The following is a 13625-nucleotide window of genomic DNA, read 5'->3' on the forward strand; positions in this document are numbered from 1 at the left end:
GCCTGCATGGCGGCGTACAAATCTTTTTCAGCCGATTCGGCAAACAACGCCGGGTTCACGGCGGCGCCTTCGCCTTCGGATTTCTTGAGGATGTTGCCAATGCGTTTGTTGGCAGCGGCCAGGGCGGGCGCTTCGGGCAGGGCGGCGAAGGCGCGCACTGCCGCGAGACGACTGGGCACGTCACCTAGGCGTTCGGGACTCTGAGAAATAACCGCATCGACCTCCTGGGTCGAGAACCCCTGCTCCCGAAGCATGCCCGACATGCGGTCGTACATGAATTGGTAAAGGCTCTGCCTTACTTGCTCGCCCACTGTGGGAAAAGCAAGGCTGGCAGCAGAGACCATCGTAGATAGATCAATCGGCAACCTCAGTTCAACCAGCATACGAACCACGCCCAAGGCGTGACGGCGCAACGCAAACGGGTCTTTGTCGCCGGTGGGCAGATTGCCGATACCGAACATGCCGACCAGCGTCTCCAGCTTGTCGGCCAGCGCCACCACCAAGCCGGTGGTGTTGCGCGGCAACTCGTCGCCGGCGAAGCGGGGCTTGTAGTGGTCTTCGATGGCGAAGGCGATGTCTTCGGTGAGGCCATCGTGGCGCGCGTAGTAGCCGCCCATGATGCCTTGCAACTCCGGGAATTCGCCCACCATGTCGGTCAACAAATCGGTCTTGGCCAGTTGCGCAGCGGTGTCGGCGCTCTTCGCCAACACGTCGTCACCGAGTTGTTGGCCAATCGCCTTGGCGATGGTGCGCACGCGCTCCACGCGCTCACCCTGCGTGCCCAGCTTGTTGTGATAGACGACTTTCCCCAAACCTTCAACGCGCGAAGCCAGCGTTTTCTTGCGGTCCTGGTCGAAGAAGAATTTGGCGTCGGCCAGACGCGGGCGCACCACGCGTTCGTTGCCGCCGATCACGGCGCTGGCGTCGTCCGGGCGGATGTTGCTGACCACCAGAAACTGGTGGGTCAGCTTGCCTTGTGCGTCCAGCAGCGGAAAGTATTTCTGGTTCGCCTTCATCGTGAGAATCAGGCACTCCTGCGGCACGTCGAGAAACTCTTTTTCGAACGCACAGGTGAGCACGTTCGGGCGCTCGACCAGGGCCGTCACTTCGTCGAGCAAGGCGTCGTCTTCGATCGGTTGGCAACCGCCGCCTACCTTCGCCGCAGCAGCGGCGAGCTGGCGTGCGATCTCGGCCTTGCGTTCGGCAAACGAAGCGATCACGGCGCCGTCTTTCAACAGCGTGGCGGCGTAGCTGTCGGCGTCTTTCAACACCACCGGGTCCACAGCGGCTTCAAAGCGGTGGCCGTGCGTGCTGTTGCCAGAAGTCAGGCCCAACGCCTGGAGCGGCACCACGGTGCTGCCGTGCAGCGCCACCAGGCCGTGCGCCGGGCGCACGAACTGCACACTGCTCCAGCCGGGCTGTTCGCAGTTGGATTCCAGTTGGTAGCTCATGACCTTGGGAATGGGCAGCTTGGCCAGCGATTCGTCCAGGGCTTTTTGCAAACCCGGCGCGAGTTCCACGCCGGGTGCGATGCTGTCGAAGAACAGGGCTTCGGCCTTGCCATCGGGCGCGCGTTTCAGACTGGGCACCACCGAGGCGTCGGCACCGAGTGCGCCCAGGCGCTTGAGCAGCGCAGGCGTGGCTTGGCCATCGGCCGTCAGGCCCACGCTCACGGGCATGAGCTTTTGTGAAACCGCTTTGTCGGCGGCACGCGCGGCCACGGCGGTCACGTGCGCGGCCAGGCGGCGCGGCGAGGCGAACGCGGTCACGACCGATTCGGCACCGGCGAGGCCTTGGGCCTTGAGCTGGTCGCCCAGCACTTGGGCAAAGGCATCGCCCAGCTTCTTGAGCGCCTTGGGCGGCAGCTCTTCCACAAACAATTCAACAAGCAGGTTTTGGGTCGTCATGGTGTTTTTTTCGCTCGATCGATCGCTCACTCAGGCGGCCTTTTTCTGTTCGGCTTTGGCCATCTCGGCCAGCACTTCGTCGCTCCAGGCTTTGGGCGCCATGGGGAAACCGAGGCGGGCGCGGCTGTCGAGGTAGCTGCGGGCAACCTTGCGCGCCAGATCGCGGATGCGGCCCATGTAGGCGGCGCGCTCGGTCACGCTGATGGCGCCGCGGGCGTCGAGCAGGTTGAAGCTGTGCGCGCACTTGAGCACTTGCTCGTAGGCGGGCAAAGCGAGTTCCGCTTCGATCAGGTGTTTGGCCTGCTTTTCGTGGGCACCAAAAGCGTGGAACAAGAACTCGGCATCGGCGTGTTCAAAGTTGTAGGCCGACTGCTCTTTTTCGTTTTGTAGGTAGACGTCGCCATAGCTCAGCGTATCGGTCCACTTCAGGTTGTAGACGTTGTCCACACCCTGCAGGTACATGGCCAGGCGCTCCAGGCCGTAAGTGATTTCGCCGGTGGCGGGTTTGCAGTCGATGCCGCCCACCTGCTGGAAGTAGGTGAACTGCGTGACTTCCATGCCGTTGAGCCAGACTTCCCAGCCCAGACCCCAGGCGCCCAGGGTGGGGTTTTCCCAGTCGTCTTCGACGAAACGGATGTCGTTCTTCTTCAGGTCGAAACCCAGGGCTTCGAGCGAACCCAGGTACAGCTCCAGGATGTTGGCCGGTGCTGGCTTCAACACCACCTGGTACTGGTAGTAGTGCTGCAAGCGGTTGGGGTTCTCGCCGTAGCGGCCATCTTTGGGGCGGCGGCTGGGCTGCACGTAGGCGGCCTTCCAGGGCTCGGGGCCGAGGGCGCGCAGGAAGGTGGCGGTGTGGCTGGTACCGGCGCCCACCTCCATGTCGATGGGTTGCAGCAGCGCACAGCCCTTTTCGTCCCAGTAGGACTGCAGTTTCAGAATGATTTGCTGGAAGGTCAACATAGTCGGTCGCGCCGGGCGGTGCCGGGTTCGGGGAAATCAGGGGCTATCGGGCGTTGGGCGGGCGGCTGCAAGCACCGGGTGCGCGCCACACAAGCGGTCGATTTTACGGGGCCGTGCGGGGCTTGGGCGCCCAGTGCCCGGCATGGGGCTGCGCCCGCGTGCCCAACGGGCTCCCAACCAGTACCGGATTCAACGCCGGCGAGGCCCCGGTCCAGCCGCCAGCCGCGCCACGACAGACAGGGCCAGCACCAACCCACACAGGCCCCAGACCGGCCACAAGCCCCAGCGCCCGGCCCAGACCGCAAACGGCGTGAGCCCGCTGCGGCCTTGCACCGTGGCTTCGAGCCGTCCGCGTGTGAGGCGCGGCAACTGGTGCGTGACCACGCCCCGGTGGTCGATGGCGGCGGTGGCGCCGGTGTTGGTGGCGCGCAGCATGGGCCGCCCGAGTTCCATGGCGCGCAAGCGCGAAATCTGCAAATGCTGGTCGATGGCGATGGTGTCGCCAAACCAGCCGATGTTGCTCAGGTTCACCAGCACGGTGGGGGCGCTGGCTTCGTCGCGGAACTGGGCCGCCAGGTCTTCGCCAAACAAGTCTTCGTAACAAATATTGGGCGCGATGCGCTGCCCGGCCCATTGCCAGGCCGGCTGCACCAGGTCGCCCCGGTTGAAGTCGCCCAGCGGGATGTTCATCAGGTCGATGAACCAGCGGAAAAACGGCGGAATGAATTCGCCAAACGGCACCAGGTGGTGTTTGTCGTAGCGGTAAAAGCCTTGGGCGTCGTGCCCGGGTGCGGCGGGCAGCGTGGCAGCGCTGCCGGGATCCTGGTAGGCGCTGCGGGCCTGGGCGGCCGTGGCCGGGTCCATGCCCCAGGCGGAATTGGTGTAGCCCTGGGTGAAGCTGCCCAGGGGCAATCCCATCAGCGCCGCCACGGGGCCCGAGGCGATGTCACCGAGCAAGGGCTGCCAGAAGGCCGCGCCCATTTGTTGCGGCAGCAAAGGCAAGGCGGTCTCGGGCGCCACCACCAGGTCGGGTGCGGTGTCGGGTGCGGTTTTGGCCGCCCGCACCGCTTCCGCCATCTGCGCCGGATACCAGGCCATGGCCTGGGCCACGCCGGTGCCGGCCACGAATTTTTCGTCTTGCGAAATGTTGCCTTGCAGCAGCCAGACCCGCAGCTCACCGGCGGCGCGGGTGTTGCGCTGGCCCCAGGCCGAACCATCGGCCCCGCCGCCCTGGCCACTGAACAGGGTGCCCAGAAACAGCAGCACCGCCAGACCCGCCAGCAGCGCGCTGCCCAGCTCCCACCAGCGCATACCGGCACCGGCCTTGGGCGGGCGGGCGCGGCGGGTCGGCAGGGACGGCCCCCTGTGCCCGCGCGCCCAGAACCCGTTCACAACCATGGCGAGCACCCCGGCCAGAAACGTGGCCGCAGCGCCCATGCCGTAGACGCCCACCAGCGGCGCCCAGGCCGCCATCAAATCCACCTGGGCGTAGCCGCCAGCGCCCCAGGGAAATCCGGTGAACCAGCGCGCCCGGGCCAGTTCGGCCAGGGTCCACACGGCAGCGAACAGCAGCGCCTGGCCGGGCCAGCGCCGGGGTGCCCAGGCGTGCAACAAACCCGCCGCGATGGCGTAATACAGCGCCAGCAGACCGGCCAGCGCCAGCACCGCCAGTACCGTGAGCCAGGCCGCCAGACCGCCATAGGTGTGCAAGGACACGAACAACCACCAGAAGGTGCTGCTCAGCCAGCTGGTGGCAAACCACCAGGCCCGCCAGGCGGCGCTGCGCGGGCGGGTTGCGCGCAACAGCGCCAAGGCCAGCACCGCCAGGGAGCCGATTTGCAGCCAGCCGCTGGCTTGGCCGTGGCTCAGACCCGGCGGGCTCCAGGCGGCCAGCGGCCAGGCCAGGGACACGGCCTGCAAAGCGCCTGCGAACACGCACAGCAACACCCAGCCCAAGGCGCGGCCGGGGGTGGGCCGGCGCGGGGGCTGGCCGCTGAGCGGCGACAAACTCGAAGGGGTGTGCAGGTTGCCAAACAGGCTGCGCATCGGTGATCGATCGGTGCTGTTGGCGCTGGAGCGGGACTTATAGGTCGGCAGCGACCGGCATCACCTTGAACCACTTCACGGTTCCGGCTTTGGCGTGCAGAACAATAAAACGCAGACCGGCGGCGTCGTGGAATTCGCCGCGCTTGGGTACGTGGCCCATGGTGTGCGAAATCAGGCCGCCGATGGTTTCAAAATCGTCGATCGGCAATTCCACGCCAAAGGATTCGTTGATGCGCTCCACCGAGGTGTCGCCGCTGACGCGCCAGGTGCTGTCGGCCAGGGCGTAGACATCGCCCTCGTCCTCGGCTTCGTCGAACTCGTCTTCGATCTCGCCGACGATTTCTTCCAGCACGTCTTCGATGGTGATGAGGCCGGCCACGCGGCCAAACTCGTCGATCACGATGGCCAGGTGGTTGTGGTTGCCACGGAACTCGCGCAACAAGTCGTTCAAGCCCTTGCTCTCGGGCACGAAGGTGGCCGGGCGCAGCAAGGCGCGGATATTGAGCTCGGGCGCGCGCTGCAGCTTGAGCAGGTCTTTGGCCAGCAGGATGCCGATGATGTTTTCGCGCTCGCCCTCAAAGACCGGAAAGCGCGAGTGCGCGGTGTCGATCACGGTGTAGAGCAGGTCTTCGTAGGCCGCGTCGATGTTGAGCACGTCCATGCGGGGCGCGGCCACCATCACCTCGCCGGCCGACATGTCGGCGATGCGCATCACGCCCTCGAGCATGATGCGCGACTCGGCGTTGATGATGTCGTTGTCCTCGGCCTCGGCGAGGATGCCTATCAACTCGTCCTTGGAGTCTGGCCCGGGGTGTATGAATTCCGCGAGCCGCTGCAGGAAACCACGTTTGTCTTCTCGCCGCAGGCTGCGCTGCGGCCCATTACTGGGGGAGGGTTCGGCCACTGAGGGGATCGTTTGGTTGGACAAGAGGCCAAGGATACCGCAAGCCCATGACAGAGGGCGCGGTGCCGGTGACACCGCCTGCGGCTCGCCAGGCTCAGACGCGGGCGCGCTCGCGGGCGTCGCGCACGCCTTGGCGCAGCTCTTGCAACAGGGCCAGCACACCCCAGAACTGCTTGGCCTGGGATTTGAGGTGGTAGTCGGTGATGGCGAGTTGCTCGTTCACCATCTCGGTCATGCGCGAATCGAAGTTGGCCGGTGGCAGTCGCAAATGGGCTTCGCTCTCGGAGCCGTCGCGCTCGATCACCGCACCCGCCTTGCGCGCGATTTTCAGCATCGCGGTGTTTTCCGACAGCGCATGCACGAACAGCATGGACACGCCTTCGTTGCGGGCGTGCATGACGGCGCGCTCGAACAAACGGCTGCCATAACCGCGTCCGCGCGCCTGGCTCGCCACCGACACGCCGAATTCGGCGCAGCTGGTGTATTGCGGGTCGACCGAAAACGCCAGGTGGGCCATGGCGATCAGGTCCAGCTTGCGGTTGAAAATGCCAAAGAGCTCGTCGCGCTCGAAGTGCAGCTGGTCCACGTAGCGGCCGATCTGCTCGTCGTTGGCGGCGTAGCCAAAACGCAGGTAGCGGTCGTGCGGGTCCAGCGCCCGCAAATGGTCTGCGATGCGGCCACGGTGGCCGGGCCCGATGGAGCGGATCGGCACCACCACCGAGTGGCTGGGCGCGGACTTGGCGGGCTCGTTGGCCGGGTCCAGCTGCGAGGAACGCAGCAAGGCCTTGCCGGAGTCCAGCGAGGTTTTGAACCAGGAGTTTGAGTCGGTCATGGGTTTAAATGTAAGGGTTATCCCTAAATCAACAAGGACGCAAGCCTCTAAAGCCGGGGAAACCCGACCGGCGGGTGACTTTGAGGGTGTTTATGCCCCAAAAGCGTGCGGAATGTCCGCGCCAGCCGCTTACAGCGGCAAGGCGGTGGTGCTTTTCAGGCGGTCCATCACGAAACTGGTTTTGCAGTCCTGCACGCTGGGGTGTTTCAGCAAGGTGTCGATCATGAAGCGCGAGTACGCCGCCATGTCGGCCACCACCAGGCGCAACTGGTAATCCATCTCGCCGGTCAGCACCGCGCATTCCACCACCTCGGGCCAGGTCTGCACGCTGGCGCGGAACAGCTCCATCGGGTTGTGCTGGGCGCTCCCGGTGTGTTTGGCCAACCGCACGTTCACATAGGCGGTGAGCCCCAGGCCCACGGCTTCGGGCTTCACCAAGGCCACGTACGCCGCGATCACGCCCGCGTCTTCCAGCCGTTTGACCCGGCGCAGCACGGCGCTGGGTGACAGGCCCACCTGCTCGGCGATCTGCTCGTAGGTGGCCCGCCCGTCCACTTGAAGTTGGCGCAGTATCTGGCGATCAAGCTTGTTCGGTGTCTGCATGGTGCAAATATCGCAGGTTTCCTGCGTTCTGGCGGCACCAGAGCCGCCGATACGCTGAAAAATTGAGCCCCTCTCCCGATACAGTGGTGCATTCACCCGCCGAACGGAGACACACCATGAGCGCCACCCCCGCATCCACAGCCCCCGCCGCCGCCGAATGGGCCAATCCCATGGGCACCGACGGTTTTGAATTCATCGAATACGCAGCCCCCGATCCCGCCGCCATGGGCGCCTTGTTCGAGCGCATGGGTTTCAAGGCGGTGGCCAAGCACCGCCACAAAGATGTGACGCTGTACCGCCAAGGCGGCATCAACTTTCTGCTCAACGCCGAACCCGACAGTTTTGCGCAGCGCTTTGCCCGCCAGCACGGGCCCAGCATCTGCGCCATTGCCTTTCGCGTGCAAGACGTGAAAAGCGCCTACGAGCGTGCGCTCGACCTTGGCGCTTTTGGCTACGCGGGCAAAGCGGGCCCGGGCGAGCTGAACATTCCGGCCATCAAGGGCATTGGCGACAGCCTGATTTACCTGGTGGACCGCTGGCGCGGCAAGAACGGCGCGTTGCCCGGCGACATCGGCAACATCGGTTTCTTCGACGTGGACTTTGAGGCCCTGCCCGGCGTCCAGGCCTCGCAAGCGCTGGACCCCGCCGGTTATGGCCTGACCTACATCGACCACCTCACCCACAACGTGCACCGTGGGCGCATGGGCGAGTGGGCCGAGTTCTACGAGCGCCTGTTCAACTTCCGCGAGGTGCGCTACTTCGACATCGAAGGCCAGGCCACCGGCGTCAAGAGCAAGGCCATGACCAGCCCCTGCGGCAAGATCCGCATCCCGATCAACGAAGAAGGCAATGAAAAAGCCGGGCAGATCCAGGAGTACCTGGACCGCTACCACGGTGAAGGCATACAGCACATCGCGCTGGGATCGACCGATCTGGTCGCCACGGTGGACGCGCTGCAGATGGCCGGCGTGCAATTGCTGAACACCAGCGAAACCTATTACGAGCTGCTGGACAAACGCATTCCGGGGCACGGCGAAGACGTGGAGGCGCTGAAAGCCCGCAACATATTGGTGGACGGCACGCACGGCGAGCTGCTGCTGCAGATCTTCAGCGAGAACCAGCTCGGACCGATCTTTTTCGAATTCATTCAGCGCAAGGGCAACGAGGGATTTGGCGAGGGCAACTTCAAGGCCTTGTTCGAAACCATGGAGCTGGACCAGAAACGCCGCGGCGTGCTGTGAGCCGGGCCCGGTCGCTCAGGACGCGGCGCTGGCCGTAGGCGACAACAAGGCCAGCGTGTCGGCCATCACCCGGGGCTGAAACGCCAGCGCCACGTGCGCCGCGCCCGGCAGCAAGCGGTTGTCCGCGCCGGGCAAGGTGGCGGTGCTGGCTGGGAAGACGATGTTGTCGGCGTTGGAATACCAGCAGATGAAGCGCGCATAGTCCGGCGTGTGGGCCTGCCCGGCCTCGCGCGCCGCCAGGTTCCGCAACCAGCCGCCGCCGATGCGCATTTGCCGCCCGTTGGGCAGGTGGCTGAACTGTGCCAACCAGGTACCGTAGTGCGGTGTGCCGATGGTGACCACCTGCCGCACCCGGGCCGCAGCCCCCGGCGTGCGCGCCAGCCAGGCCCGTGCCGCCAAGCCGCCCATGCTGTGGCAGATCAGCACCGGGGGCGTGCCGGTCAGGGCGTGTGCGCGCTGCACCGCAGCCTCGATCAGCGGCACATAGTCGTCGATGGAGCCGAACACAGGTTCGAGATTGACCGAGGTATAGCTCTGCCCGCGCTCGCGCAGCACGCGCATCCAGGGCAACCAAAAGCCCCGGTTGCAAACGAACCCGTGCACGAATACAGCGGCCGGCGCACCGGGGACCTGGGGCCTTGGCCCGTCGGGCAGGCAACGCCAGCGAAACGGCTGGCGCCAGGCAAACACCAGAGGCGCTGCGCGCACCTCTTGCCACCAGGCTTGCCGCAGCAGCGTCCAACCGGCACGCGGCGTCGGGTCGCGGCGGTTGACCCACCACACCGCCAGCAGCTCCAAGCCCAAGACCCCGGCGTAACCCAGCCAGCACAGCAACACGCCCGCGAGCGCCCAGAAAGGCGAACGCGTCCACCAGCCCAGCACCCAGGCCACACCCAGAGCGAGCAGGCCGAGCGTGGTGCACTGCTGCAGGCGCGCGAGGCGCGAGCCCTTTGGGCGTTCGGAAGAAGGCAGCTCAGTGCCCGGTCGGTCGGCATCCATGCGCAGACTATCGCACGCGGTTCACGCGTCGGCCAAGGCCGACCCGACCGCCACCTCAGGTATAGGTCACCCAGTCGTTGAGCTCGGCCTGGTCCAGATGCGGCACCGTGTTGAAGGTCAGCAGGGTGTGGCGCTTGGGGGTGTATTGGAATTCGCACACCGAGCTGTTGCGGATGCGCATGTTCAGCGCAATGCTGCCTTCGGGGCTCATGCCCAGCACATGGGCGACGGCGGTCGAGATCGGCCCGCCACTGGAGACCACCAACACATTCTGGTCCGGGTGTTGCGCCCGCACATGGTCGAGCGCACGGGTCACACCCAAGGCAAAGTCGCGGTAACTGGGCATGCCCTGGGGACTCACCGTGCCGGCCATCCATTGGCTCAGGCCATCGCGCAGCAGCCGGAAGTGGTGGCGAAACAACTCGGGGGTGTTGGCCGGTGGCAGCGGCGACGGGTGGATGGTCTTGATGACGGCGGCGCTGTCGTATTCGTTCAAGCCCGGCCAAGCCAGGGCTTCGTGTTTCCAGCCAGCGCCCTCGGCAATGCCGGCCCAGGTCTGTTGTTGGCGGCGCAGGGTGCCGGTGATCACCGCGTCCACCTTCACGCCGCGCGAAGCCCAGTAGCGCCCCAGTTGCACGCTTTGCCGATGGCCCAGATCGCTCAGCTGGTCGTAGTCGGCGGCACCAAACGAGGCCTGGCCATGGCGCACAAGATAAAGAGTTCCCATGGGACGGATTCTGGCGCAGGCCCGCGGCAGATCTTTGTCCCGACAGCGACTGGACCCGTCGGATGCGCACGCCGCCAACCGCCGGTCGCTCGCTGTTCGCCGTTCACCAATTGGCATGGGAGTCTGGGCCTGTTCGGCTCTTTGGCCGGTTTTCCCTGTGTTTGAATTGCCCACCACCGAGCCACTCTTGCGCACGCATGAATTTAGATATACCGACCATCGTTGTCCTCCGGCTGGGCGTCGACGTGTTGATTGCCCTGCTGTTTCTCGACTTCTACCGTCGACACAGTGCCGTGGGCGGTCCGGGCTGGTGGTGCCTGTCCAGCGTCATGTCGTTCTTTGGCACGGTTTGCATGGCCATGAGCCTGGACCAGCTTTCCTGGTTCTGGGTCGGCCTGTCGTTCACCGCATTGAGCGCCACCTTTGCCTTCAGTTGGCTGGGTTTGCGCAGTTTCCTGGGCATGTCGATTCCTTTGCGCCAGGTGTTGATGGCCTTGCTGGGCATGTTCATCGTCCAGGCCCTGCTGGTGGGCGTCTGGGATTGCGTGGCAGTCCGCCGCTCCCTGTTTGCCCTGAGCATCATCGCCGTGTCTCTGCTGAGCCTGAAGGACATCCGCCGCCACGACCCCAAGGGCCACATCAGCGCGCTGGCGCCCTTGCGCTGGTTGTTGTGGGTCGTGATCCTGGGACTGGCCGTGATGATGGGACGGGTCTGGATTGCGATCTACGAGCAAGACTTGGCTTTCTTGCGCGACAACGCCCCCAAAGTGGTGATGGGTTTCACCATGGACATCATGGCCCGGGCCGCGATCGCGGTGTCGCTGCTGTCGTCCCGGCTGCGCCAGGAAAGCGACCGCACGCACCGCAAACTGCAGGCGAGCGTGGACGAGTCGCGGGCGCTGGTGGACAACCTGAGTGCCGGCGTGATGGTCTTCAACCGCGACGAGACCCTGGTCTCGGCCAACGCGGCGGCCCGGCACTTCCTGGGCTGGCCCGACCAGCGCGGCGCAACCGAGTACATGGAACACGTACCCAAACTGCGTTTGCTGCGCGAAGACGGGCAGGCCATGGCGCGGGAGGAGATTCCCCTGAACCGGGTGCTGGCGGCCCGGGCGGCCGTGAACGGCATGGTGCTGGGCGTGCAGACGCGCCACCGGCCCGAGGTGCGCTGGGCTTTGTGCAACGGATACCCGCAGACCGACACCCGTGGTGTTTTGCGCCAAGTGGTGCTGAGCTTCCTGGACATCACGCCACTGAAGACGGCCGAAGCCGAACAAAAGCTCTTGCAGGAACATCTGATGCAGTCGCAGAAGATGGAGTCGCTGGGCACCCTGGCGGGCGGGATCGCGCACGACTTCAACAACATCCTGGCGGCGATTCTGGGCAACGCAGACCTGGCCCGGCAAGACCTGCCCCAGGGTCACGCATCGCGCGAGAGCCTGCACGAAATCAGTGGCGCGGCACGGCGCGGTCGTGAACTGGTGCGGCAAATCCTGGCCTACAGCCGCCAGCAGCCCATGAGCCGCACACTGGCCGACATCAACGCCATCGTGAACGATTCGTGCCGCCTGCTGCGCATGGCCCTCACACCCAACGTCCAGTTGCTGCACAAGACCAACCCCAACATGCCCGCCTTGCTGGCCGACAGCTCGCAGCTGGGTCAGGTGTTTCTCAACCTGGGCACCAATGCCGTTCATGCCCTGCAGGGGAAAACCGGTGCGATCGAATTTCGCGTCGAAACCGTGTTGCGCGACGACCCCCGTTTGCCCACGGTGGTCGCGACAAGCTGTGCCAGCAACGGCGTCGACGCGGTGTGCGTATCCGTGCGGGATGAGGGCGCAGGCATGGAGCCGGCCACCGTCCAGCGCATGTTCGACCCCTTCTTCACCACCAAGGCCGTGGGCGAAGGCACCGGCCTGGGCTTGCCGGTGGTGCAGGGCATCGTGGAAGCACACGGTGGCGCCATCGAAGTGCAGAGCACGCCAGGGCTGGGCACCTGCTTCAAACTGTACTTTGCAGCGGCCACGCCCGCCGAGCACTCGGCAAGCCGCTCCGAAGACGGCACAATGAACGTCTACGAACCCCCAGCCGACACCGACGAAGCATCGCAGCCTTTTGCCCACCACATGGAGCCTTCGCATATGTCCGCAGCCATGCCCGCGACACCACAGCACATCTTGTACCTGGACGACGACGACACGCTGGTGTTTCTGGTGCAGCGCTTGCTGGAGCGGCGTGGTTATCTGGTGAGCGCGTTCTCCACCCAGGAAGATGCCATCGACGCGGTGCGGCAAAGCCCGGCCAAATTTGCCCTGCTGCTGACCGACTACAACATGCCGGGCATGTCCGGCATCGAAGTGGCCAAACAGGTGCGTGCCCTCAACCCGGATTTGCCGGTGGCGGTGGCATCGGGCTACATCACCGACGAGCTCAAGAGCGAGGCCGCCGCCGCAGGCGTGTGCGAGGTGGTGTTCAAGACCGATGCGGTCGAAGAGTTCTGCGATGTGGTGGCCCGGCTGATCCGGGTCTGACGCCCACGGCGCTTCAAGCGCCGCCGCCCAGCACCCGGGCCAGCACCGCCGTGTCCACATTGGCGCCACACAGAGTGGTGCCCACCACCTGCCCTTTGAGTTGCGCGCGTTCCTGCCAGGCCGCGGCAAAACTGGCCGCACCCGCGCCTTCGGCCACATTGTGGGTTTCGGCAAAGAGCATGCGCATGGCGGCGGCCACCTCCGCGTCGCTCACCTGCACGATGTGGTGCAGATGCGGCGCCAGCATGTCCAGGGCGGCGGCATCGGCCACCCGGCAGGCCATGCCATCGGCCAGCACGGTGCTCACCGGCGCTTCCACCACCCGGCCGGCTGCCAGCGAATCTGCATAGGTGGTGGCGTGGGCGCTGACCACGCCGACGATGCGTGCGCCGTGCCCCAGCGCCAGCTTGGCGGTGATGGCCGCACACGCGCCGGAGCCCTGCCCGATCGGCACGTACACCACGTCCAGCTCGGGCACGGCCTTGAAGAACTCCCACCAATAGGTGCTCACGCCGCGCAGCAAATCGGTGTGGAAGCTGGGCACCATGTGCGCGCCGCGCTCGGCGGCGAGTTGCATGGCGTGTTCGCGGCTGGACTGGAAATCGTCGCCATGTTCGATCAAGGTGGCGCCCAGCGCGCGCATGGCGGCGTTTTTCTCCACCGAATTGCCGTGCGGCACGACGATGCTGCAGGCCACGCCGTGCGCACGCGCCGCCCAGCCAATGCTCTGGCCGTGGTTGCCGCGCGTGGCGCTCATCACTTCGCGCGGCAGTTCACCGCGCTGCTGGAGCTGGTCGAAATAGGTCAAGCCGCCACGGATCTTGAACGCACCCACAGGCGTGTGGTTCTCGTGTTTGACCCAGCAATGCGTGCCC

General features: G+C 65.4%; 11 protein-coding genes. 2 read left to right on the top strand and 9 right to left on the bottom strand.

Translation table 11 applies throughout. From position 1 onward, the window contains the following. The 6 genes from glyS to ABYB95_RS06895 all read right to left on the bottom strand — a co-directional run. Nucleotides 1-1907: glycine--tRNA ligase subunit beta (gene glyS / locus ABYB95_RS06870; RefSeq protein WP_372657736.1), on the bottom strand; the 1907-nt coding region annotated here is incomplete at its 3' end. 30 nt (nt 1908-1937) lie between these two features. Next, the gene (gene glyQ, locus ABYB95_RS06875; RefSeq protein WP_372657737.1) at nt 1938-2867 is read right to left on the bottom strand and encodes a glycine--tRNA ligase subunit alpha; all 930 of its coding nucleotides are present in this window, start codon (nt 2865-2867) and stop codon (nt 1938-1940) included. Nucleotides 2868-3056: 189 nt separating this feature from the next. Beyond that, complete coding sequence (gene lnt / locus ABYB95_RS06880) at nt 3057-4913, bottom strand: apolipoprotein N-acyltransferase (RefSeq protein WP_372657738.1); 1857 nt, start codon at nt 4911-4913, stop codon at nt 3057-3059. A 37-nt stretch (nt 4914-4950) separates the two neighbouring features. Beyond that, nucleotides 4951-5817, bottom strand: a complete 867-nt coding sequence (locus tag ABYB95_RS06885; RefSeq protein ID WP_372657739.1) for an HlyC/CorC family transporter — start codon at nt 5815-5817, stop codon at nt 4951-4953. A 94-nt stretch (nt 5818-5911) separates the two neighbouring features. Continuing rightward, nucleotides 5912-6649 carry an N-acetyltransferase family protein gene (locus tag ABYB95_RS06890; protein WP_372657740.1) on the bottom strand — a complete coding sequence of 246 codons (738 nt, stop codon included), beginning with the start codon at nt 6647-6649 and terminating at the stop codon, nt 5912-5914. 129 nt (nt 6650-6778) lie between these two features. Then, nucleotides 6779-7252, bottom strand: coding sequence for an Lrp/AsnC family transcriptional regulator (locus ABYB95_RS06895; RefSeq protein ID WP_372657741.1), 474 nt, complete (start codon nt 7250-7252; stop codon nt 6779-6781). Nucleotides 7253-7368: 116 nt separating this feature from the next. On the opposite strand from ABYB95_RS06895, the gene hppD reads away from it, so the two are divergent. After that, a complete protein-coding gene (gene hppD, locus ABYB95_RS06900) occupies nt 7369-8493 on the top strand; it encodes a 4-hydroxyphenylpyruvate dioxygenase (RefSeq protein ID WP_372657742.1) in 1125 nt (374 codons plus the stop codon). Between the two features lie 15 nt (nt 8494-8508). Here hppD and ABYB95_RS06905 read toward each other — a convergent pair whose 3' ends face one another. Then, nucleotides 8509-9492 (bottom strand): esterase/lipase family protein, encoded by a 984-nt coding sequence (locus tag ABYB95_RS06905; protein ID WP_372657743.1) that lies wholly within the window; start codon nt 9490-9492, stop codon nt 8509-8511. A gap of 55 nt (nt 9493-9547) precedes the next feature. Next, complete coding sequence (locus ABYB95_RS06910) at nt 9548-10219, bottom strand: histidine phosphatase family protein (RefSeq protein WP_372657744.1); 672 nt, start codon at nt 10217-10219, stop codon at nt 9548-9550. A gap of 197 nt (nt 10220-10416) precedes the next feature. Between ABYB95_RS06910 and ABYB95_RS06915 the strand changes: the two genes are divergently transcribed. Then, nucleotides 10417-12750, top strand: a complete 2334-nt coding sequence (locus tag ABYB95_RS06915) for an ATP-binding protein (RefSeq protein ID WP_372657745.1) — start codon at nt 10417-10419, stop codon at nt 12748-12750. A gap of 13 nt (nt 12751-12763) precedes the next feature. Here ABYB95_RS06915 and ABYB95_RS06920 read toward each other — a convergent pair. Continuing rightward, nucleotides 12764-13625, bottom strand: an 862-nt coding sequence (locus ABYB95_RS06920) for a threonine dehydratase (protein WP_372657746.1), incomplete at its 5' end; no start/stop codon positions are given.

Source organism: Hydrogenophaga sp. (genome assembly GCF_041633695.1).
GTDB lineage: Bacteria > Pseudomonadota > Gammaproteobacteria > Burkholderiales > Burkholderiaceae_C > Hydrogenophaga.